Origin of the sequence: Tsukamurella sputi (assembly GCF_007858445.1) — a bacterium.
Classification (GTDB): domain Bacteria; phylum Actinomycetota; class Actinomycetes; order Mycobacteriales; family Mycobacteriaceae; genus Tsukamurella; species Tsukamurella sputi.
The window spans coordinates 87,983-109,133 of record NZ_VIGV01000009.1; the positions used below are offsets into that span (position 1 = coordinate 87,983).

Sequence of the window (21,151 nt, forward strand, 5' to 3'; positions counted from 1 at the left end):
GGTCACCCTAGCGAGGGCCACCGACACGTTCGCCTCAGCACTCCGGCACGTTCACGGCGAGACCGCCGAGGGATGTCTCTTTGTACTTCGACAACATGTCGGCACCGGTCTGGCGCATGGTCTCGATGGCCTGATCCAGCGAGACGCGGTGCGTCCCGTCGCCGTGCAGGGCGATGCGCGCGGCGTTGACTGCCTTCACGGAGGCGATGGCGTTGCGCTCGATGCACGGGATCTGCACGAGCCCGCCGATCGGGTCGCAGGTCAGGCCCAGGTTGTGCTCGATCCCGATCTCGGCGGCGTTCTCCACCTGCGCGGGCGTGGCGCCCATGACCTGCGCGAGCGCGCCCGCGGCCATGGAGCACGCGGAGCCCACCTCGCCCTGGCAGCCCACCTCGGCGCCGGAGATGGAGGCCCGCCGCTTGTAGAGCACCGCGATCGCGGCCGCCGTGAGCAGGTAGTCGCACACCACCTGCTCGCGACGCGCGGCCAGCGACGACCGGAACTTCAACGCGTAGTACAGCACCGCCGGCACGATCCCGGCCGCGCCGTTCGTCGGCGCGGTCACGATCCGGCCGCCGCACGCGTTCTCCTCGTTCACGGCCATGGCCGCCACGTTGAGCCAGTCCATGGCGTCGGCACCGTCGGACTCGACGAGCCTGCGGTACAGCCCCGGCGCGCGCCGCTTGACCCCCAGCCCGCCCGGGAGCATGCCCTCGGCGCGGAAGCCCCGCTCGATGCACGCCTCCATGACCTCCCAGATGTGCAGCAGCCCGGCACGTACCTCGTGCTCCGCCACGTGCTCGTCCTCGCCCGTACGGGCCCGACGGAGTGCGATCTCGTTCTCCAGCATGAGCTCGGGCACGGTTCGACCGGTGCGCGGGCAGGTCTCCAGCAGCGAAGCAGCGGTGTCGAAGTCGTGGGGAACGCCGGGGCTGCCGGCCAGCGGATTCACCGTCTCGGCACCGGACTCCCGCTCGACGAAGCCGCCGCCCACGGAGTAGTAGACGGCCTCGTGCTCGCCACCGTCGGCGAGCTCGGCGCGGAAGCGGATCCCGTTGGTGTGCCGCGGCAGCACCGTCAGTGGGTGCAGCACGATCTGCTCGGCACACAGCGGGACCTCGTCGCGCCCGGCGAAGAGCACCGTCCGGGTGGCCTCGATCTCGGCTCCGCGCTTCTCGACGTACTCGGGATCGACGGTCTCCGGCCGGTTGCCCTCGAGCCCCAGAAGCACGGCCGCGAAGGTGCCGTGCCCGCGCCCCGTGGCGGCGAGCGAGCCGTACAGGTCGACGTGCACGGCGCGCACCGTCGACGGGAAGGACCGCAGCTCGTCGGCGAAATCCGCACCCGCGCGCATGGGCCCGACGGTGTGCGAACTCGACGGGCCGATGCCCACCGAGAACAGCTCGAACACACTGATCGTCACCCCTCCAGCCTATGCCCCATACAGTGGTCTCATGGGCGACGCCGAAGATCTGGACATCGACGCTCTGCTTCTCCCGGGCAAACGCAAGTACACCTTCCGTCAGCTCGCCGAGCAGGGCGGCATGGACGTGGAGGACCTGCGCGTCTGGTGGACGTCGGCAGGTTTCGCTGACCTGCGCGACGACGACCAGAAGGCGTTCACGCGGGACGACGTGGCGATCGTCAAGGACCTCGCCGACCTGTTCTCGACCGACGCCGTCGATCGCGAGGCCGTCGTGCCCGGCGCGCAGTCGCTGGGCCAGGCGATGTACCGGCTCGCCGAGTGGCAGGCCGGCATCGTCAAGACCTATCTCGACCACGCGCACGAAGCGGGCGCGAAGGATCCGTCGGCCGGGGTGGCTCAGCTCATCGACAAGATGGAGAACCTGCAGGCGCACGTCTGGCGACGGCACCTGTCCACGGCCACCCAGCGCCTGGTCACGTTGGAGGAGTCCGACGCCTTGACCGCACGGATGGCGGTCGGCTTCGCGGACATGGTGGGCTACACGCGCCTGTCCCGTGGCCTCGCCGTCGAGGAGTTGAACACGCTGGTCACCACGTTCGAGGCGCGGATGCAAGCCGTCATCTACGGCGGTGGCGGGTGGATCATCAAGGGCGTCGGCGACGAGGTGATGTTCGCCGCGGAGAACCCCGCGGACGCCGCACGGATCGGCCTGGAACTGCAGGAACCGCACGAGTACCCCGAGCTGGACGCCATCGAGATCGAATTCCCGCAGCTCCGCGTGGGCATGGCGTACGGCGAAGTGCTGCAGCGCTACGGCGATCTGTTCGGCAGCGTGGTGAACCTCGCGGCCCGCCTGACGAGCGCCGCCCGGCCGGGCACGGTGCTCATCGACGACAACTTCACCCAGGCGATCGCCGACGAGCCGGGGCTGGAGACTCGCAGCCTGCGCGCCTACCGCGCCCGCGGCTTCCGCGCGGTGCACCCGCACCTGCTGCGCTACGACAAGGACACCCGCACGGCCAAGGAGGCCGAGGCCAAGCACGAGGCGGAGATCGCCGCAGCGGGCCCGGACACCACCGCTGAGCAGTGAGTCAGGCTGCGGCGAGCGCCACGGGCTGCGAGCGCGCACCGAGCAGTTCGCGGTGCACGCCGCCCACGAACTCGATCATGGAGCCGCCGAGCGCGTCGCAGACGCTGGCGAGTACCTCCGACGAGGCCTCCTTGCGCCCGCGCTCGACCTCGGAGAGGTACTGCGTGGAGACGCCGGCCTCCCGCGCGACCTCCGCGAGGGTCCGGCCCTGACGGGTGCGCTCCTGCCGCAGCACGCGGCCGAACACCTCGCGCAGCAGCGGGGGGCGCTCGGCCTCCACCTGCTCGTGCGTCTCGATGCTCGCCACCCCGCTCGTCATGGGTTCGACCCTATCCGACGGTGCGCTCGCCCGGCGGAGCGTTCACGGTGGGCGTAACCGGCGCGTCGTCCTCGACATCGCGCTCGGACCCGGCCTCGTCGGAGTCATCCTCGGGGAGCGGGTGCTCGAGCTCGTCGCGCGGCATCCGCGCGGCGAGGATCGCGATAGCCGCGAGCGGGATCGGCACCACGGCCGCGAGCACGAAGGTCGTGGTGAGGCCGATGGCGTGGCTCACCGGACCCGCAAGGGCCAGCGACAACGGCATGAACACCAGCGAGACGAAGAAGTCGAGACTCGACACCCGGCCCAGCAGACGGCGTGGCACGCGCCGCTGCAGCAGGGTCCCCCAGATCACCACCGGAGCCTCGAAGACCACCCCCAGGACGAACCCTGCGGCCACCATGACCGCGACGTTGGTGGCCGTGCCGTACACGGCGAGCGGTAGTGCCCCGAGACCCCAGAGGCACATCATCACCGTGAGGTAGCGGCGCGGCAGCTTCCGCGAGGCCATCAACAGCGCACCCGCAACGCCGCCGAAACCGTACGCCGCCAGGATCATCGAGTGGTCCGACGGTCCGCCGCCCGCGTGGTCCTTGATCGCGAAGGGCAGCAGTACGTCGAGCGGTCCGGCCACCAGCAGAACGAGCAGGCTCGCGAAGAGCAGGGTCGCCAGCAGCCACGGCGTGCGACGCACGTACTGCACGCCCTCCCACAGCTCGCGCAGCGGATGCCCCGGCTCAGCGGCTGCGTCGCCGCCGTCCGGCTCGCCGTCGAGGCGGATGCGGGCGACCGACAGCGCGCCGATCACCGGCAGGCACGCGGCGACCAGGAGCGCGAGTCCCGGCGAGTGCAGCGCGATCAACCAGCCCGCGATGGCCGGGCCCGCGGCCATGGACGCCGCCGGGCGCACCGCGGACTCGTAGCCGTTGACGGCGAGCAGCTCGCCCGGCGAGACCAGTCGCGGCACCAGGGCCGAGTAGGCCGGGAAGTAGAAGCCCGACACCAGGCCCAGCGCGAACGTGGCCACGAACATCATCGGCACGGTGACCGCATCGGTGAGCACCAGCAGCGCGACGGCGCCGATGGTGACGGCGTTGAGCACCTCAAGCACGAACAGGATCCGCTGCTGCGGCAGCCGGTCCGCCAGCACTCCGCCGGCCAGGGTGGAGAGCAACAGGCCCACGGCCGCGCCACCGCTCACCGCGGAGACGCTGGTCGGGGAGCCGCCCATGCGGATCACCTGCCAGACCATGGCGATCATCCACATGCCGTCCGCGATCAGCGCGCACAGCAGCGTGATGAACAGGAACCGGTAGTTCCTGCGCAGCAGAGGCCGCAGAATGCGGGGCACGCGTCGGCGTGCACGGGGATCGATGGACACTCGTCAACGGTGCCGAGTGAGGCGTCCGGAATCAACTGGTTTTCACAGTTGCCATCAACCATGGTCGAGGTATTAGCGTTCTGGCAATGACCGCAGGACCGTCCGCCGCACAGACCACCGAACCGCGCCTCGACCGGGGCTCGGTCCGGTGGTTCCAGGTGGGCTCCGTCGCGCTCATCTCCTTCCTGGCGTTCGAGGCGCTCGCCGTCGGGACGGTGCTGCCGAAGGCGGCGGAGCAGTTCAGCGCGACCGCGGAGTACTCGGTAGCCTTCGGCGCCGCCTTCGCGGCCATGATCGTGGCGATCGCCTGGGCGGGACCGTGGGTGGATCGGGGCGGCGTCCGGCCGCCGCTCGTGGTCGGCGGCATCCTGTTCGTCGCCGGGCTCGTGCTGGTCGGCTCGGCGCAGGGGATGAACGTCCTCGCGCTGGGCCGCGCGGTGCAGGGGCTCGGCAGCGGGCTGCTCAGTGTGGTGCTGTACGCGATGGTGGGGCGGTTGATCCCCGCCGACGCGAGGCCGAAGATCTTCGCCGCCTTCTCCACCGCGTGGGTCGTCCCCTCGCTCGTGGGGCCCGCGATCGCCGGACTCACCGCCGATACCGTCGGCTGGAGGTGGGTCTTCCTCGGCATCGCGGTCCCCGCCCTCGGGGCGCTCGCGGCGACGCTGCGGGCCACCGTCGGGCTGGACGAGACCGGATTCGTCTCCGACGGTGCGCCGAACCGCACCGTTCTCGTGGCGGCGCTGGTCGCGGGCGCGTCGGCGGCCGTCGCGCAGTTCGCCGCGCCCCGCGGCGCGGGCTTCCTCCTCCTCACCGCCGCCTGTCTGGTGGTGGCGATCGCCTCCACGCGCCGCATGCTGCCGGCCGGATCGCTCGTGGGGCGCAGCGGAATCCCGCGTCTGGTGCTGACCAACCTGCTGATCTCGGGCACCTTCTTCGCGGCGGAGATCTACGTCCCGCTCTACCTGGTGCACATCGACGCGATGTCGCCCTTCGCCGCCGGATCGGTGATGACCGGCGCCGCTCTGCTCTGGGCCGGTGCTGCACAGGTGCAGGCTCGGATCCCGGCGTCAGGACCGGCGCGTCGCCGGCTCCCCCTGATCGGGTCCTCCCTCGTGCTCGCCTCGCTCGTCGGCGTCGCGACCTCCTTCGCGGTGAACGCCCCGTGGCCGGTGATCTTCGCCGCGTGGGCGATCGGCGGTCTGGGCATGGGACTGACCTATCCCACGTTGTCGGTCCTGGTCCTCGGTGCCAGCGCCGACGACGAGCAGGGCGCCAACTCCAGTGCCCTCAAGCTCGCGGACTCCGTGGGCACCGCCCTCACCATCGCGTGCGCCGGCGCCGTCTTCGCCCAGGTACTCGCCTGGGGGCATGCGGGATTCGCAGTCACGATGCTGGTGCCGATCACCGCCGGCGTCCTGACGGTGCTCGTGGCATCCAGACTCAGGGACGCCTAGCTTCTGCGCGACGTCAGTCGACCGGCGAGACCCGCACGTGGTTGCCGTCCGGGTCGGCGATCACGAAGGTCCGACCGAAGACATCGTCGTGAATGTCCTCGACCACCCTGTGCCCCTTCGCTGTCCAGGTCGCATACAGATCGTCGATCGCCGCGGACGAGCTTGGCACCATGAGACCTACCTCGGACAGGCGAGGGACCTCTGACGTCACGATGTCTCGACGCCGACTCCACAGAGCGAACAACACTCCTTCCGCGACCTCGAACGCGACGTAGAAGGGCGAGACGAAGACCGGCTCGATGTCGAACAGCTCGGAGTAGAAGCGCGTCGACCGCTCGGCGTCGGTGACGTAGATCAGGAACAGGTTGGGTGCGCCCATGGGATGCCCTCTCGTGTCGGGGATTCAGTGCGACCCCAACACTGGTAGTCAAAGGAGACATCTTGTGTCACCTTTGATTGAGCCTCCCAACTCAGGGGCGACTAGCTTCTGCTGCGGCGGCGCGGAGCAGGTGCATGGCCCGGCGCACCACGGGGTTCCGGCACTCGGAGTCCTTGACGTAGGCGACGATGGTGCGCCGCGGCGCGGGGTTGCAGACGTCCACGGCGACGGTGCCGGGCGGCAGCTCGGTGGCGCCGAGCCGGGGCAGCACGGTGACGCCCACTCCCCGCGCGACGAAGCGCAGGGCCGACGGGTAGTCGGTGGTCTCGACGACGAATCGGGGCGTGAATCCCGCTGCGGCGCAGGCATCGAGTACGGCCTGGCGACAGGCGCCGCGCCGCACGTCGTTGTCGATCCACCGCTCGTGCTCCAGCTCGGCCATGTCGACCAGCTCGCGCCCGGCGAACTCGTGGTTCTCGGGCACCACGGCCACGTACGACTCCACCACGAGGTCCTCGTGCGAGAAGCCGGCGACCGCCGTGGTCTGGCCGTGCTCCTGCCGCACCGCGACGGCGAGATCGGGCCGCCGGGCCGCGATCTCGGTGACCTCGTCCTCGATCCGCAGGCGCAGCCGGGTGTCCGGGAACTCCGCGCTCAGGGTCTGCACGACCGAGGGCATCCAGTGCGTGCCCGCGGTGGCGAAGACGTTCATGGTGATCCGGTTAGCCTTGCCGGCCCGCAGATCGTCGACGGTGGCGCCGAGGTCGTTGAGGCTGCTGAGCACCCCGTCGGCCTCGGTCGCGAGCACCCGCCCCGCGGGGGTGAGCTCGACGCCCCGTCCGACCCGTTCCAGCAGCTTGAGTCCCGTCTCCCGCTGCAGGGCGGCGACGTGCTGCGAGACGGCCGACGGTGTGTAGCCGAGGCTGGCCGCGGCCGCGGCGACGGATCCCGTGGCCGCGACGGAGCGGAAGATCATGAGTCGGTGCGCGTCGAGCATGGAGCCCTCCATTCAGTCTCACTGAATGATAATGCAGAAACATGCGCTTGTGCTTACGTCGACTCGATCGCACAGTGGGAGACATGACGAAACGACTCCCCGCTCTCGCCCTCGTGGCCGTGATGTTCGCGTGGGCCTCGGCCTTCGTGGTGATCCGCGGACTCGGCCCGCACGTCTCCCCCATCGCCATGGCCGAGGGCCGTCTGCTGGTGGGCGCGGCCGTGCTCGGCGTGATCTGGGGGATGAACGCGCTCTACAACGGCGGAGCTCATCTGCCGCGCGGGCGGACGCTCGCGCTCACCGTCGGCTACGGCGCACTCTGGTTCGCGCTGTACACCGTGCTGGTCAACGCCGCGGAACAGCACCTCGACGCGGGCACCACCGCCCTGCTGGTGAACATCGCGCCGATCATCGTCGCGGTGCTGGCCGGGGCCTTCCTCCACGAGGGCTTCCCGCCGCTCCTGGTGGTGGGCATCGCGATCAGCTTCGCCGGGGCGGCCGTCATCGCCTTCACCGGGGACGGCAGGCGCGACGGCGCCGGCGTCGCCCTGGCCGCCGCCGCGGCGCTGCTCTACGGCATCAGCGTGGTCGCGCAGAAGCTGGTGCTGCGCACCGTCGATCCGCTCACCGCGACCGCTCTGGGTGCGGGCGTCGGCGCGACCGTCCTGCTCCCGTGGGCACCCCGGCTCTTCGACGAACTCGCGGCCGCGCCGATCGGCAGCACCGTCGGCGTGATCTACCTCGGCCTGGTCCCGACCGCCCTGGCCTTCCTCCTGTGGGCGTACGCGCTGGCGCACACCTCGGCGGGCGTCGCCGCGTCCTCGTCGTACGCCGTCCCGGCGCTGTCGATCCTGCTCAGCTGGATCTTCCTCTCCGAGACACCCACCGCGTGGGGCCTGCTCGGCGGCGCACTGTGCCTGGTGGGCGTGGCCGTCGCGCGGATCCGCTTCAGCTCGTCCGGCCGACGTCCCGGCATAGGATCGACGGCCACTGCTGCACGTCCTGAGGCGTCCGCGCGACCGACAGCGACGCCCGCGGGAGCGTCCTGCTGAGCGTCTCCGCCGTGGAGACGGGGTGCGCCGGGTCATCGACCCACGCGAGCACCGTCACCGGGATGTCGACCCGCGCAAGCGCTTCGAGGTCGGGAAGGTCGCTCGCCGCGGCGCCGCGGAACAGGGACGGCAGCAGCTCGTCCGGGACGTCGGGCACCGTCGGAGGATGCCCGACAGTGGCCGGCGGCGGCACGGCCCCCTCCGCGGCGGTCAGGAAGGCCTCCAGCCCCTGCTCCTCGATGAGCGTTGCGGCGGCGCGGTATTCGTCGGCCTTGGCCACGCGCGTCTCCCACGCCGTCGGCGGCACCATGAGGGTGAGGCCGCTGAAGCGGTCCGGGTCGCGGACCGCGGCGTGCAGCAACGTTCCGGTGCCCATGGACGGGCCGACGCCGTGCACGCGCTCGCCGGGGAACCAGTGGTCGAGGAGGCGGAGGAGATCGTCGGCCAGGTTCGGCCAGCGGTAGTCCTCGGGAACCCGGCGCCCGGTGGAGGCGCCGTGCCCACGGGCGTCGTAGCGCAGCAGTCGGGTTCCGCTCAGGCCCCGTCCGAGATCGAGGTCCAGCACCCGGTCGCGCGCGCGGCTCGACGTGAGTCCGTGCAGCTGGACCACGGGCCGGCCGCCCTCGTCGCTGAACTCCGTCGCGAGGCGGGCGCCGGGCACATCGAAGCTGGTCATCCTACCTTCTCTCGCCGCGCGGAGGGTTCGTCGAAGGGCTAGGGTACCGCCCATGCGCCTGACCAACGTCGCCCACCTGCGCCTGCCCTTCGGCCGGCTGTACGGCTACGACGTCGCGGCGTCGGAGCCGGGCGCGGCGCTGCCGGTGTCCTTCGACCAGGCGCGGCACGTGGGCGGCGGGGACCGTCCGGGGTCGTGGATGGCACTGTCCTTCCGGCTCCCCGATCCGGTGCCCCGCGAGCAGCTCGCGGCGGCCTGGCTCGCGGTGATCGCGCGGCACGGCACACTGCGGACCGCGTTCCGCCCCGGCGCGGACGGACCGACCCTGCACGAGATCACGGTCGGACCCGGCGTGTGGGTCGAGCACCCGATCGGACCGGGACAGGCGGTCAACGACGCCCTGCGGGACGTGCTCGACGACGCCTGTTCCCCCTATCGCCTTCCCGCGCACCGGCTCTGCGTCCTGGAGACCGCCGCGGGACCGACGGTGATCGTGGCCGCCGATCACTCGCACACCGACATGTGGTCGATGCTCGTGATCGCGCGCGACCTGCTCGCCGCACTTGAGGACGTCCGGGCGGGACGAGCGCCCTCGACGGACGTCGTGCCCCCGTTCGTCGACCACACCCGAGCGCTGGCCGACCGACCCGGCGCGCCCGACGAGGTCCGGGACCGCTGGACCGAGATCATCACCGCCAGCGGCGGAGTCATGCCGCTCTTCCCCCTCCCCCTGGGCACTCCCGAGGCGCACCGGGAGCGGGTGGAGGTCAGGGACGTCTTCGGCACCGACGAGGTGGCCGCGTTCGCCTCCGCCGCCCGGGAGACGGGCGTCTCCACTCTGTCGGCGACGGTGGCGGCGTTGACCAGAGTGACGCTGGACCTCGCCGGTGCGCCGCTGCGGGCCGTGTTCCCGGTGCACAGCCGCTACGACGAGACCTGGCACGACTCGGTGGGATGGTTCATCACGAACTCGGTGCTGGATTCGCCGTCCGCGGAGCCCGCCGCGGCGGCAGAGGCGGTGAAGGAGGCGGTCCGACTCGGCTCGTGGCCGCTCGCGGACGTTCTCGAGCGGTGGGGCGGGATGCCGGAGGCCCCCGGCATGTTCGCGATCTCGTGGCTGGACCTGCGCCGGCTCCCCGTCCGCGTGGACGCGACCCGGCTCGACGCGCAGTACGTCGGCGCGAGCATCCGCACCGACGGGGTGATGCTGTGGTTCATCCTCGACGAGGCCGGACTGCACCTGCGGTGCCGCTATCCGGACACGCTCGAGGCGCGCGCGAACGTCGGGGCCTGGCTCGACGGTGTGGTCCGCGAACTGCAGGCCCGGGCCTCCGTCGGCGGGGTGCTGCGCGGCGTCGGCGGCACCTACCGGGTGGAGCGCGCGCGCCGCGACGACGTGCCCGCGATCGTCGCGCTGCTCGCCGATGACGAGCTCGGAGCGACCCGCGAGGTGGGCGACGCCGCGGAGTACGACAGCGCCTTCGAGCTGGTCACCCGCGACCGCGCCCAGTACCTCGCCGTGGTCCGCGACGAACTCGGCGGCATCGTGGGGACCATGCATCTCACCGTCATCCCGGGCCTGTCGCGCGGCGGTTCGACGCGGCTGCAGATCGAAGGGGTCCGCGTGGCGCGGGACCACCGTTCGCGGGGCCTGGGCACCGCGATGATCGAGTGGGCGCACCACCACGGCCGCACCCATGGCGCTGTGCTCTCCCAGCTGACCACCGACGTCTCGCGCGAGCGGGCACGGGCCTTCTACACCCGTCTCGGGTATCGCTCCGAGCACGTGGGACTCAAGCGCACGCTGTAGACCGCAACGAACATGATGACAGTCGCTGTCATCGCGCGTACTGTCGGTGATGTCATCAACTGTCATCACTCTCTGGAGGGCAATCGTCATGCGATTCTTCGTCACGGGCGCGTCCGGCTTCGTCGGCTCCGCAGTGGTCACCGAACTCCTCGGCGCCGGCCACCACGTCACCGGTCTGGTGCGATCCGATCGCGCGGCCGACACCGTTCGCGCGCTGGGCGCCGAACCCGTCCTCGGCACCATCGAGCAGGCTCCGGTGCTGCGCTCGGCCGCCGCGTCCGCGGACGGGGTCATCCACCTCGCCTTCAACCACGACTTCTCACAGTTCACGGAATCGGCACGGGTCGAGGTCGCGGCGATCGAGGCGATCGGCGACGAGCTCGCCGGGTCCGGGCGGCCGCTGGTCATCGCCTCCGGCCTGCTCGGTCTCGCCAGCGGCCGCGCAGCGCTGGAGACCGACACCATGCCGCCGTCCCCGCGGGCAGCCGGGTTCGCCGCCGCACTCGCCCTCGCGGAGCGGGGCGTCCGGTCGTCCGTCGTCCGCCTGGCCCCGTCGGTGCACGACGACGTTCCCGCGGGCTTCGTCGGACGCCTCGCCGCGATCGCCCGCGACGCGGGGCGGTCCGGGTACGTCGGCGACGGCGCGCAGCGATGGCCCGCGGTGCACCGTCGCGACGCCGCGCGCCTCTTCCGGCTGGCCGCGGAGAACGGCGCCGCGGGATCGGTCTTCCACGCGGCGGGTGAGGACGTTCCGGTGGCGGACATCGCCGCCGCCGTCGGCCGGCTCATGAACGTTCCGACCGATGCCGTCGGGGGCGGCGATGCCGAGGCGCGGTTCGGTTTCCTCGCGCCGCTGCTCGCGCTCGACACCACGGCGTCGACTGAACGGACCCGTACTGCGCTGGGCTGGGAGCCCGAGGGCGCCGGCCTGGTCGACGACATCGCGCACTGGGACCCCGAGGCCGTTTCGTAGGCTCGACGCATGGCACGGTGGCAGCCGAACGCGCAGGAGCGGCTCGAGGAGGCGGCGTTCGCGCTGTTCGCCGAGCAGAGTTACGAAGCCACCACCGTCGCCCAGATCGCCGCGCGCGCCGGTCTCACCGAGCGCACCTTCTTCCGGCACTACGCCGACAAGAAGGAGGTCCTGTTCTGGGGGCAGCGACTCCTCGAGGAGGCGCTCGCCGCCCGGGTCGCCGAGGCCGCGCCGGACACCGCACCGATCGACGTGGTCGAGGCCGCGTTCCGCACGATGGCGCGACTGCTCGCCGGGCGCGGCGCCCTGCCGATCGAGCGCCAGCGGATCATCGACGCGACGCCCGCCCTGCGTGAGCGCGAACTGCACAAGATGGACTCCCTGGGCCGCGCCCTGGCCGCCGCGCTGAGCGGGCGGGGCGTGCCGCCCCGGGCGGCCCGCATCGTGGCCGGCGCGGGTGTCGCCGCCTTCACCGCGGCCTACGAGGAGTGGATCGCGGCGGAGGGCACCGTCGACCTGGAGGACCTGACCGGACGCGCCTTCGCCGACCTCCGGGACGGCGCGACCGGTCGGTGATCAGCTCGCGGTGCGCTTGCGGGCGGGCCGCTCCGGCTGTGCCTCGCGATTCTTCACGGACGCCTTGAGCGCGGCCAGCAGGTCGGCGACCTCGTCGTCCTCGGTCTCCTCCTCGGGTGCCTCGGGGAAAGCGGTGCCGCCGGTGGCCTTCGCCTCGATGAGCTGGCGCAGCTGCACCTGGTAGTCGTCCTCGTACTGCTCGGGGTCGAAGTCCGTGGCCATCGAGTCGATGAGGGAGGCGGCCATGGCCAGCTCCTGAGGGCGGATCTTCACGTCCTCGGTGAGGGCGGGGAACTCGGGCGTGCGCACCTCGTCGGGCCACAGCAGGGTCTGCAGCACCATCACGTTGCCGACCACGCGGAGCGCGCAGAGCCGCGTGCGATTGCGCAGGGTGAACGTGCAGATCGCGAGTCGATCGGTCTCCTGCAGGGCCTGCCGGAGCAGCACGTAGGCCTTGGGCGACTTCGACGCGGGTTCTAGGAAGTAGGGCTTGTCGAACATGATCGGGTCGATGTCCTCGCGCGGCACGAACTCCGTCACGGCGATCTCCCGATGCTTCTCCACCGGCATCGACTTGATGTCCTCCTTGGACAGCACCACCGTGTCACCGCCCTCGGACTCGTAGGCGTTGGCGATGTTCGCGAATTCGATCTCCTCGTCGGTGCCCTCGCGCACGCGCTTGTACCGGATGCGGACCCCGTCCTTCGAATCCACCTGGTGCGACTTCGCGTCATGACTCTCGACGGCCGAGTACACCTTCACGGGCACGTTCACGAGCCCGAACGACAGCTCACCCGTCCATATCGCGCGCATGTGACCATTGTGACTGGTGAGAGACCAGATTGCGAGGGCTCCCGCCGACGGCCCGGTCTCCCGCGATAATGGGACCGTGGCGCAGATCCGGGAGAACCGCGAGGTGGACGGCGTCGCCGTGCAGCTGACCAACCTCGACAAGGTGCTCTATCCCGCCACGGCCACGACGAAGGCCGAGGTCATCGACTACTTCCAGGCCATCGCCCCGTTCGCGCTCCCGCACCTGCGGGACCGCCCGCTCACCCGCAAGCGCTGGCCCAACGGCGTCGACAAGACCGCCTTCTTCGAGAAGCGGCTGCCGAGTCACGCGCCCGCGTGGATCCGTCGCGGCAGCCAGCACCACTCCGACGGGGAATCGCTGTACCCGGTGATCGAGAACGCCGCCGGCATGGTGTGGCTCGGCCAGCAGGCGGCATTGGAACTGCACGTGCCGCAGTGGACCTTCGTTCCCGACGGTGCGGACCCGGACCGTCCGGAGATCCCCGGGCCGCCGAACCGACTCGTGCTCGATCTCGATCCCGGCCCCGATGTCACGCTCGACGACTGCGCCGCGCTGGCACTGCGCATCCGCGAGCTGCTGGCGGCGATGGGCATGGACGGCTACCCCGTGACCAGCGGGTCCAAGGGCCTGCACATCTACGCGCCGCTACCCGCCGGGATCTCGGCGCCCGGCGCCCGCAAGGTCGCCCACGCCATCGCCTCGCAGCTCGAGGCCGAATCGCCCGACCTGGTCACCGCGTCGATGGCGAAGGTCCAGCGCGGCGGCCGCATCTTCGTCGACTGGTCGCAGAACAGCGCCTCCAAGACCACCGTCGCGCCGTACTCGCTGCGCGGCCGCGATCACCCGTGGGTCGCGGCACCCCGCAGCTGGGACGAGCTCTCCCGGCCGGGACTGCGCCAGCTCGAGTTCCGCGAAGTCCTCGCGCGTGCCCTGTCCGACGGTGACCTCCTGGCCGGCCTCGACGGCGAGCCCGGCGCCGGGGCCGCGCAGGCACCGTCGGCGCCACCCGAGCCCGTCGACCTGGGCGAGTACCGCGCCAAGCGCGACGCCCGTCGGACGCCCGAGCCCTTCGGGGGCGCACCGTCGACCGGGGATCCGATCTTCGTCATCCAGGAGCACCACGCCCGGCGCCTGCACTACGACTTCCGCCTGGAGCACGACGGGGTGCTCGCCTCCTGGGCCGTACCGAAGAACCTCCCGGATGATCCGGAGATCAACCACCTCGCCGTGCGCACCGAGGACCACCCGATGGACTACGCGGCCTTCGAGGGCAGCATCCCCAAGGGCGAGTACGGCGGCGGCGACGTGACCATCTGGGACCACGGCACCTACGAACTGGAGAAGTGGCGCTCGAACGAGGTGATCGTGACGCTGCACGGGAATCGTCTGCAGGGCAAGCGTTACGCACTGATCCGCACCGGAGAGAAGAACTGGCTGGCGCACCTCACGAAGGACAAGTCCGCCCCCGCCAAACCCGCCGTCACGGCGGCACCGGATCCGATGCTGCCCACCGAATCGTCGATCGACGGGCTGTCCGGCACGGACTGGGCCTTCGAGGGCAAGTGGGACGGCTACCGCATGATCGCGACGGTGCGCGGCGGCACCGTCGCGCTGCGCACCCGCTCGGGCCGGGTGGTGACGAGCGAATTCCCCGAGTTCGAGTCGCTCGCCCACGATCTCGACGGCATGGACGTGGTGCTCGACGGCGAGGCCGTGGTCCTCGATCCGGGCGGCGTCCCGTCGTTCCACCTGATGGCCGACGGCGCGACGCGGGCGGGCGCGGTGCAGCTGTACCTGTTCGACGTGCTGCAGCTCAACGGTGTCGATCTGACGAAGCGCCCGTGGACGGTCCGCCGCCAGGTACTCGACGGTCTCGCCCCACTTCTGGAGGCCGACACCGCGATCCGCGTGCCGCCGCTGGTCGGGGCGGCGATGGGCGCGGAGGCGGCGGCGATCAGCGCCGAACGGGGCTGGGAGGGGATCATCGCCAAGCGGCGCGACTCGCCGTACCTGCCCGGCCAGCGGGTCCGCGCGTGGGTCAAGCACAAGAACTGGCGCGACCTGCAGGTCGCGATCGGTGGCTGGAAACCCGGTAGGGGCTCCCGCGCGAACGGCATCGGCTCGGTACTCGTGGGTCTCCCCGCCGAGACCGGGCTGGTGTACCTCGGTGCTGTCGGATCCGGCTTCTCCGACCGTGACCTCGCGGCCCTGCAGGAGGAGCTGGAACCGCTGCGCATGCGCCGATCGCCGTTCACGGCGCCGATCGACGATCCCGAGGCGCGGGACGCCGTCTGGGTCCTACCGAAGGTGATCGGCGACGTGCGCTACTCGTCGCTGCGCCGTGGCGGCCACCTGCGCCAACCCAGCTGGCGCGGTTTCCGGCGCGATCTGCTCCCCGGCGATCTCCCCACGGCCGACGAGGCGCCCTGGGAGGGCCCGGAGGAATAGTTAGTGCACTATTGATTCGTGCACTATCTGAATGCTACGGTCGTGGCGTGACCGATACCGATCCGCTCGCCCTGGAGCGCCAGGTGTGCTTCGCGCTCGCCGTCGCCAACCGCGCCGTGCTGTCGGTGTACCGGCCGATCCTCGCCCCGATGGGGCTGACCCACCCGCAGTACCTCGTCATGCTGGCGCTGTGGGAGTCCTCGCCCCGGTCCGTCAAGGAGATCGCGGGGGCGCTGCAGCTGGACTCCCCCACGCTGAGCCCGCTGCTCAAGCGGCTGGAGGCACAGGGTCTGCTCACCCGCGGTCGCGCCGCGGATGACGAGCGCCGGATCGACGTCGAGCTCACCGAGGCGGGCCGCGCCCTGCGCGAGCACGCGCTCGCGGTGCCGCCCGCCGTGATCGAGAGCCTGGGAGCCAGCCTCGCCGAGCTCGAGGACCTGCACCGCGTCCTCACCGTCGTCAACGCCAAAGCGCTCGCCGCGGGCGCACTCGAGGAGTCCTCATGAACGCCGTCCACCGCCCCGATCCGCTGCACTACCTCGCCTGGCTCTACACCGGCTCGCTGCCGGAACGGAACCGGGAATGGGTGCGGTACACCCTGACCCGTCGTAGCTGGGCGGCGCGCCACCTGATCCGCGGTCAGCTCGCGGTGCTCCCCGTCTACGCGCTGCTCATGCTGCTTCCGGGCCCGCTGTGGCTGCGCGGCGCCACGGTCCTGCTCGGCGCGCTGCTCGCGGTCTTCTACAACGCCGCCTACATGCGCCCCAACCGCGCCCGCCGGCTCGAGAAGAACGGCCTCGACCCGGAGCTGGAGAACCCCGTCGTCGCCGAACGCCGCGCCGCCGTCCGCCGCGCCTACGAGGCCGCGCACGCCCCCGCGCGCGCCTGACCGCACCGTCGTAGCCTGGGGACATGCCCGTCGTCCCGAGCGTGACCGTCCCCGGCGTCCGCGTCGGCCACTTCACCGACACCGCCGCCCGCACCGGCTGCACCGTGGTGACCTTCCCCGACGGCACCGTCGGGTCCGGGGAGGTGCGGGGCGGCGCGCCCGCCTCCCGCGAGTTCGACCTGCTCTCCCCCGAGCGCTCCGTCGAGGAGATCCACGCCGCGGTGCTCACCGGCGGCTCCGCCTTCGGGCTCGCCTGTGCCGACGGCGTGATGCGCCGCCTCGAGGAGGAGGGCCGCGGCGTGGAGACCGTGGCCGGCCGCGTCCCGATCGTCCCCACGCTGGGCCTGTTCGACCTCATGGTCGGCGATCCGACGGTCCGCCCGACCGCCGAGAACGGTTACGCCGCAGCCGCCTCCGTGAGCGACCACGCCGAACTGCAGGGCCTGATCGGCGCGGGCGCCGGCGCCACCACGGGCAAAGCCCGCGGCCTCGAGAACCTGCACGACGCCGGCCTCGCGTACGCCGAGGTCCGCGCGGGCGAGGTGATCGTGGGCGCCCTGTGCGCGGTGAACGCCTTCGGCGAGATCCTCACCGGCGAGGCCGGCACCGCCGATTTCGGCGACTACGAGCCCTTCGGCGGCAACCGTCAGAACACCACCATCGGCGTCGTGTTCACCAACGCGACGCTCACCAAGATCGAGTGCCTGATCCTCGCGCAGGGCGCGCACGACGGACTCGCCCGCGCGATCGATCCGCCGCACACCCGCTTCGACGGTGACGCCTTCATCTCCGCCGCCACCGGGCAGGTGGAGGCCAAGGTGGACGTGGTGCGCGCGCTGGCGATCTCCGCCGTCGCGGAGGCGATCCGCTCGCGGGCGTGACGTTCTAGGCTGAGGCGATGACCGGTCCCCGTCGCGCGCTGCGGATGGCCGCGTGCGCGTCGGGAGCCGCGCTCCTCGGCGGCTGCGGGGTGGTGCAGCAGGACGCCGTTGAGGCACCACCGGCACCGTCGGTCCCCGCCGTCGTGGTGACGACGCCGAGCGTCGCTCCGTACGACGTGGTGGCCCCGGGGCTCTCGCCCGCCACCGCCTCGAAACCGACGACGGGAGCGGGCATCACGACCTACGCCGACCCGTTCGGCGTCTACTCCAGCGTCTGCACGCTGGGCTTCCTGGCCCGCTACCCGGGAGGCGAGGTCGTGGCCTTCACCGCCGGTCACTGCGCCGAGCTCGCCGGGCAGGCGCGACCGGGCCGCGCCCCCGTCGCGCGCTATCTCACGCCCGACGGCGACAGCACGCCCTTCGGCGAGTACATCAAGGCGACCCGCAACAACCGCGGACAGGACATCGCGATCATCCAGGTGGCGGGGAAGGACGTGGCCCCCGTGGCGCCGGCGATCGGCTCCGTCACCGGCGTCAGCTCCACCGAGGACCTGAGCGCCGGGCGACCCGAGATCTGCATCGTCGGCGCGCGCACCGGGCGGCACTGCGGGGTGCTCGACGACGTCAGCGGCACCCGCGTCACCTGGGCCGGGATCCCCGCCGTCGAGGGCGATTCCGGCGGGCCGGTCTACGCCAAGTGGCCCGACGGGACGTTCACCGCCGTCGGCGTGGTCAACACCGTGCACACCAGGCCCGACGGCACCGGAACCGGCGTCGGCACAGGCACGCTCATCGCCGCCGACATCAACGCGAACGGGATGACGCTCCTGGGGGTCTCGTAGCACCTCAGCGCGTGAGGCTGGTGCCGAAGACGCGCAACGCGCGGTAGTCCACGCGGAACCGGGCGCGAGTGTGCAGCTCGCCCGCCTCCCCGTCGTGCGCCACGCGGAAGGGCTCTTCGGCCTCGATGGTGACGACCGGAGCCTGCAGTTCCCGGTACACCTTGGAGTTGCGGATCCGCCCGCTGATCCACGAGACGAGCAGGCGGGTGGTGGCGTTGCGGTGACCGTCCTCGAGATAGCGCACGTCGAGCACGCCGTCGTCGAGTCGGCTGCGGCGCCCGGGCACGAAACTCGGTGCGCCGTACATGGAGTTGCCGAGGAAGAAGAAGGAGACGGTGGCGGGCTTGCCCTCGATGCGCACCGCGACCGGCGCCGTATCGCGCATGATCCTGCGCATCGCGCGCACCGTCGCAGCGACGCGCCCGATGCGCCGCCGCTGATAGCGCGTGCGGGCCCGCACGAACTCGGGGTAGGCGCCGATGCTGGCGGTGTTGAGCAGCAGCTTCTCGTCGTTGAGCCACACCACGTCGACGTGGGCGATCCGACCGTTGCGGACCGAATCCACGACGGCCGAGACGGTCTCCGCGCCGATGTCCTTCGCGAAATGGTTGAAGGTGCCGGCGGGGAAGACCGCGAGCGGCTTGTCCGCCGCGACGGCGTGCGCGGCGAGCGTCGCGACCGTGCCGTCCCCGCCCGCGACGCCGAGGAACCGGGCGCGCTCAGCCACGTCGGCGGCGATCGCGTCGATATCGGAATCCTTGTCCAGCTCCACGATCTCGGCCTTCGGGAGGGTGCGACGGATCTCCTCCGCGACCCGGGTGCCGGTGCCGTCGCCCGAGGCGGGATTGAGGACGACGACGAGCCCGGCGCCGTCGGGATCCGTCGCGATCCGCTCGACGGTGGGCTCGGGCGTCATCGTGCGGCTGTCGTCCACCGGCGGCACGAGCCGCGCACCCGCGACGGCGACGCCCGCGCCGACGGCGAAGCCCGCCAGCACGTCGCCGGGATAGTGCGCGCCGGTCGCGATCCGGGACAGGCCCACCGCGCCGGCGAGGCCCGCCAGCGCGTATCCGGCGGTGCGGTTCTCCAGCCCCACCCCGATCGCGAAGGCCGCGGCGGCGGCCGAGTGCCCCGAGGGGAAGGAAGTCGACGTCGGCTGGCGTCGCGCGCGCTTGAGCGGCACGCCGTCGAAGACGGGGCGGCGGCGCGGGTAGATCCGCTTGAGCCCCTGATTGACGATCAGGCTGGTGACGGCCAGGGAGCACAGACCGCGGACGGCGCCGCGACGAGACGACAGCCCGCCGAAGCCGAGGCCGGCGGCGAGGACCATCCACAGCTTGGAATGGTCCGCGGCGACCGACAGCGGGCGCATGGTGAGGTCGAGCAGCGGGCTCGGCGACTCGGCGACCGCGTCGAACAGTCGACGGTCGAGGTCGCTCAGGCCCTCGTGCAGAGTGCGGAACGGATGCGGCACGGAATCCGGCATGAGCGCCAAAGTACCCCGCGCGCTGCACGGCGTGCGAGCGATCAGCGCAGATGCACCGCAGCGGCGGCGTGGATGGCGTCGGCGAGGCGCTCGGTCGCACGGGTGTGCAGCCGCCAGGACTGCCAGTACAGCTTCACGTCGACGGTGTCGTCGGTAAGGCGGATCAGTGCGCCGCGCTCGAGGGCGTCGCCGATCTCGGCCTCGGGGAGGCTCCCCCAACCCAGTCCCGCGCGGACGGCGTACGTGAAGGCCTCCGACGACGGAATGCGGTGCATCGGCGGCGCCTCCGTGATCCCGCGGCGGTGGAGCACCTTGTTCTGCAGCTCGTCCTTGCGCAGGTCGAACTGGACGACCGGCATCTCGCGCCAGCGCCAGCGTCCGCCGGAGCGCCACCGCTCCGCGTACGCCGGCGTGCACACGGGCAGGTAGCGCATGGTACCCAGGTACTCGACGGCGCAGCCCTGCACGGGTTCCGGGTCGGTGGTGAGGGCGCCGAGCACCGAACCCGCGCGCAGCAGATCGGCGGTGTGGTGCTCGTCGTCGACGAGCAGGCGCAGCAGCGGACCGTCGGGCAGGGCGGCCACCGCGTCGATCACATCCCGGAACCACGTCGCGAGCGAGTCCGCGTTCACTCCCACGTCGAGCACGGCCGACGGTGCGCCGCCGGCCAGCCGGCCCAGCGCATCGGACTCGAGCGACGCGACGCCGCGGGCGAGTCCGAGCAGAACCTCGCCCTGCGCGGTGGGACGGCACGGCCCTTCGCGCGTGACCACGACGTGCCCCACCTGCTGCTCCAGCGCGCGGATGCGCTGGCTGACCGCCGACTGCGTGATCCGCAGGCGCGAGGCCGCGGCGCCGAAGCTCTCCTCCTCGACCACGGCGACGAGGGTCTCCAGACGGGCTCCGCTCAGCATGAAGTGATTCTAATGGGTGATCGCCATTAGACATTGGCGCTTATGGCCGCCACGGTCCTAGCGTCGACGCCATGACCTCCGCACTCCTCGCCGGCCTCGGGCTCGGACTCTCGCTGATCGTCGCCATCGGCGCGCAGAACGCCTACGTGCTGCAGGTCGGGGTGCGCGGGCGCGGGCTGGGAGCCGTGGTCGCGGTGTGCATCGCCTCCGATGTGGCGCTCATCGTCGCGGGCGTCGCCGGCCTGGGGGCCGCGGTCTCCGGCCGGCCTCTGCTGCTGGAGGTGGTGAAGTGGGCCGGCGTCCTGGTGCTGATCGGCTACGGCCTGCGGTCGCTGTGGTCGGCGCGCCGGTCGGAGGGCCTCGTCGCCGGGGGTGACGGGGCTTCCTCGGTCGCGGCGGTCGTGGCCGGTGCACTCGCGCTGACCTGGCTCAACCCGCACGTCTACCTCGATACAGTGCTCCTCCTCGGGTCCGCGTCCACGCGCTACGCGGGAGACCGGTGGTGGTTCGCGCTCGGTGCCTGCGTCGCGAGCGTCGCGTGGTTCACGCTGCTCGGCTTCGGTGCCCGCAGAATGTCAGGCGTGCTGGGCCGCCCGGCCGTGTGGCGCGCGATCAACCTCGGCATCGGCGCTCTGCTCCTGCTCCTCGCCCTGCGGCTCGCGACCATGCCCCTCGGCGGCTGACAGCGCGGTGGATAGTGCCCACTGCGCGGACGGGATCCACCGCACGGCGAGGCGCGTACGT

21 protein-coding genes are annotated in these 21,151 nt (G+C 71.7%); 12 read left to right on the forward strand and 9 right to left on the reverse strand.

Translation table 11 applies throughout. The features are described 5' to 3' along the window. Nucleotides 1-34: 34 nt before the first annotated feature. Nucleotides 35-1,423, reverse strand: a complete 1,389-nt coding sequence (locus tag FK268_RS19750; RefSeq protein WP_146437172.1) for an L-serine ammonia-lyase — start codon at nucleotides 1,421-1,423, stop codon at nucleotides 35-37. Nucleotides 1,424-1,454: 31 nt separating this feature from the next. Between FK268_RS19750 and FK268_RS19755 the strand changes: the two genes are divergently transcribed. Then, complete coding sequence (locus tag FK268_RS19755; protein ID WP_158636174.1) at nucleotides 1,455-2,516, forward strand: adenylate/guanylate cyclase domain-containing protein; 1,062 nt, start codon at nucleotides 1,455-1,457, stop codon at nucleotides 2,514-2,516. 1 nt (nucleotide 2,517) lies between these two features. On the opposite strand, the gene FK268_RS19760 is transcribed toward FK268_RS19755, so the two are convergent. Beyond that, complete coding sequence (locus FK268_RS19760; RefSeq protein WP_146437174.1) at nucleotides 2,518-2,835, reverse strand: helix-turn-helix domain-containing protein; 318 nt, start codon at nucleotides 2,833-2,835, stop codon at nucleotides 2,518-2,520. A 10-nt stretch (nucleotides 2,836-2,845) separates the two neighbouring features. After that, on the reverse strand, nucleotides 2,846-4,216 hold the full coding sequence (locus FK268_RS19765) for an MFS transporter (protein WP_231707173.1): 1,371 nt from the start codon (nucleotides 4,214-4,216) through the stop codon (nucleotides 2,846-2,848). A gap of 86 nt (nucleotides 4,217-4,302) precedes the next feature. On the opposite strand from FK268_RS19765, the gene FK268_RS19770 reads away from it, so the two are divergent. Continuing rightward, nucleotides 4,303-5,670 carry an MFS transporter gene (locus tag FK268_RS19770; RefSeq protein WP_146437175.1) on the forward strand — a complete coding sequence of 456 codons (1,368 nt, stop codon included), beginning with the start codon at nucleotides 4,303-4,305 and terminating at the stop codon, nucleotides 5,668-5,670. Nucleotides 5,671-5,683: 13 nt separating this feature from the next. On the opposite strand, the gene FK268_RS19775 is transcribed toward FK268_RS19770, so the two are convergent. Both FK268_RS19775 and FK268_RS19780 read right to left on the reverse strand, forming a co-directional pair. Further along, a complete protein-coding gene (locus tag FK268_RS19775) occupies nucleotides 5,684-6,049 on the reverse strand; it encodes a VOC family protein (protein ID WP_146437176.1) in 366 nt (121 codons plus the stop codon). A 91-nt stretch (nucleotides 6,050-6,140) separates the two neighbouring features. Beyond that, nucleotides 6,141-7,058 carry a LysR substrate-binding domain-containing protein gene (locus FK268_RS19780; RefSeq protein ID WP_231707174.1) on the reverse strand — a complete coding sequence of 306 codons (918 nt, stop codon included), beginning with the start codon at nucleotides 7,056-7,058 and terminating at the stop codon, nucleotides 6,141-6,143. Nucleotides 7,059-7,129: 71 nt separating this feature from the next. On the opposite strand from FK268_RS19780, the gene FK268_RS19785 reads away from it, so the two are divergent. Next, entirely contained in the window at nucleotides 7,130-8,098 is a 969-nt protein-coding gene (locus FK268_RS19785) for a DMT family transporter (RefSeq protein WP_146437177.1), read from the forward strand. Here FK268_RS19785 and FK268_RS19790 read toward each other — a convergent pair. Next, the gene (locus FK268_RS19790) at nucleotides 7,995-8,774 is read right to left on the reverse strand and encodes an alpha/beta fold hydrolase (RefSeq protein WP_146437178.1); all 780 of its coding nucleotides are present in this window, start codon (nucleotides 8,772-8,774) and stop codon (nucleotides 7,995-7,997) included. The two genes, FK268_RS19785 and FK268_RS19790, sit on opposite strands and share 104 nt — an antisense overlap. 52 nt (nucleotides 8,775-8,826) lie before the next feature. Between FK268_RS19790 and FK268_RS19795 the strand changes: the two genes are divergently transcribed. From FK268_RS19795 to FK268_RS19805, 3 genes are all read left to right on the forward strand, one after another. After that, the gene (locus tag FK268_RS19795; protein ID WP_146437179.1) at nucleotides 8,827-10,584 is read left to right on the forward strand and encodes a GNAT family N-acetyltransferase; all 1,758 of its coding nucleotides are present in this window, start codon (nucleotides 8,827-8,829) and stop codon (nucleotides 10,582-10,584) included. Between the two features lie 88 nt (nucleotides 10,585-10,672). Further along, nucleotides 10,673-11,557: an SDR family oxidoreductase gene (locus FK268_RS19800; RefSeq protein WP_146437180.1), complete on the forward strand. Its 885-nt coding sequence runs from the start codon at nucleotides 10,673-10,675 to the stop codon at nucleotides 11,555-11,557. A gap of 9 nt (nucleotides 11,558-11,566) precedes the next feature. Continuing rightward, nucleotides 11,567-12,133: a TetR/AcrR family transcriptional regulator gene (locus FK268_RS19805; protein WP_146437181.1), complete on the forward strand. Its 567-nt coding sequence runs from the start codon at nucleotides 11,567-11,569 to the stop codon at nucleotides 12,131-12,133. Here FK268_RS19805 and ku read toward each other — a convergent pair whose 3' ends face one another. Further along, nucleotides 12,134-12,946, reverse strand: coding sequence for a non-homologous end joining protein Ku (gene ku / locus FK268_RS19810; RefSeq protein ID WP_146437182.1), 813 nt, complete (start codon nucleotides 12,944-12,946; stop codon nucleotides 12,134-12,136). Between the two features lie 76 nt (nucleotides 12,947-13,022). Here ku and FK268_RS19815 point away from each other — a divergent pair, with 76 nt between their 5' ends. Genes FK268_RS19815 through FK268_RS19835 form a run of 5 tightly spaced genes read left to right on the forward strand, consistent with a single transcriptional unit; the run spans nucleotide 13,023 to nucleotide 18,007 of the window. Continuing rightward, nucleotides 13,023-15,395 carry an ATP-dependent DNA ligase gene (locus FK268_RS19815; RefSeq protein WP_146437183.1) on the forward strand — a complete coding sequence of 791 codons (2,373 nt, stop codon included), beginning with the start codon at nucleotides 13,023-13,025 and terminating at the stop codon, nucleotides 15,393-15,395. A 47-nt stretch (nucleotides 15,396-15,442) separates the two neighbouring features. Next, the gene (locus FK268_RS19820) at nucleotides 15,443-15,901 is read left to right on the forward strand and encodes a MarR family winged helix-turn-helix transcriptional regulator (protein ID WP_146437184.1); all 459 of its coding nucleotides are present in this window, start codon (nucleotides 15,443-15,445) and stop codon (nucleotides 15,899-15,901) included. Further along, on the forward strand, nucleotides 15,898-16,284 hold the full coding sequence (locus tag FK268_RS19825) for a DUF5313 family protein (protein ID WP_146437185.1): 387 nt from the start codon (nucleotides 15,898-15,900) through the stop codon (nucleotides 16,282-16,284). The genes FK268_RS19820 and FK268_RS19825 overlap by 4 nt, the downstream gene beginning before the upstream one ends. A 23-nt stretch (nucleotides 16,285-16,307) precedes the next feature. Continuing rightward, nucleotides 16,308-17,165: a P1 family peptidase gene (locus FK268_RS19830; RefSeq protein ID WP_146437186.1), complete on the forward strand. Its 858-nt coding sequence runs from the start codon at nucleotides 16,308-16,310 to the stop codon at nucleotides 17,163-17,165. Between the two features lie 17 nt (nucleotides 17,166-17,182). Then, nucleotides 17,183-18,007 carry a chymotrypsin family serine protease gene (locus tag FK268_RS19835; RefSeq protein ID WP_146437187.1) on the forward strand — a complete coding sequence of 275 codons (825 nt, stop codon included), beginning with the start codon at nucleotides 17,183-17,185 and terminating at the stop codon, nucleotides 18,005-18,007. Nucleotides 18,008-18,011: 4 nt separating this feature from the next. Here FK268_RS19835 and FK268_RS19840 read toward each other — a convergent pair whose 3' ends face one another. Both FK268_RS19840 and FK268_RS19845 read right to left on the reverse strand, forming a co-directional pair. After that, entirely contained in the window at nucleotides 18,012-19,493 is a 1,482-nt protein-coding gene (locus FK268_RS19840; protein ID WP_146437188.1) for a bifunctional phosphatase PAP2/diacylglycerol kinase family protein, read from the reverse strand. A 41-nt stretch (nucleotides 19,494-19,534) separates the two neighbouring features. After that, complete coding sequence (locus FK268_RS19845) at nucleotides 19,535-20,407, reverse strand: LysR family transcriptional regulator ArgP (protein WP_146437189.1); 873 nt, start codon at nucleotides 20,405-20,407, stop codon at nucleotides 19,535-19,537. Nucleotides 20,408-20,478: 71 nt separating this feature from the next. Here FK268_RS19845 and FK268_RS19850 point away from each other — a divergent pair, with 71 nt between their 5' ends. Beyond that, nucleotides 20,479-21,090: a LysE/ArgO family amino acid transporter gene (locus tag FK268_RS19850; protein WP_146437190.1), complete on the forward strand. Its 612-nt coding sequence runs from the start codon at nucleotides 20,479-20,481 to the stop codon at nucleotides 21,088-21,090. Nucleotides 21,091-21,151: the final 61 nt, after the last annotated feature.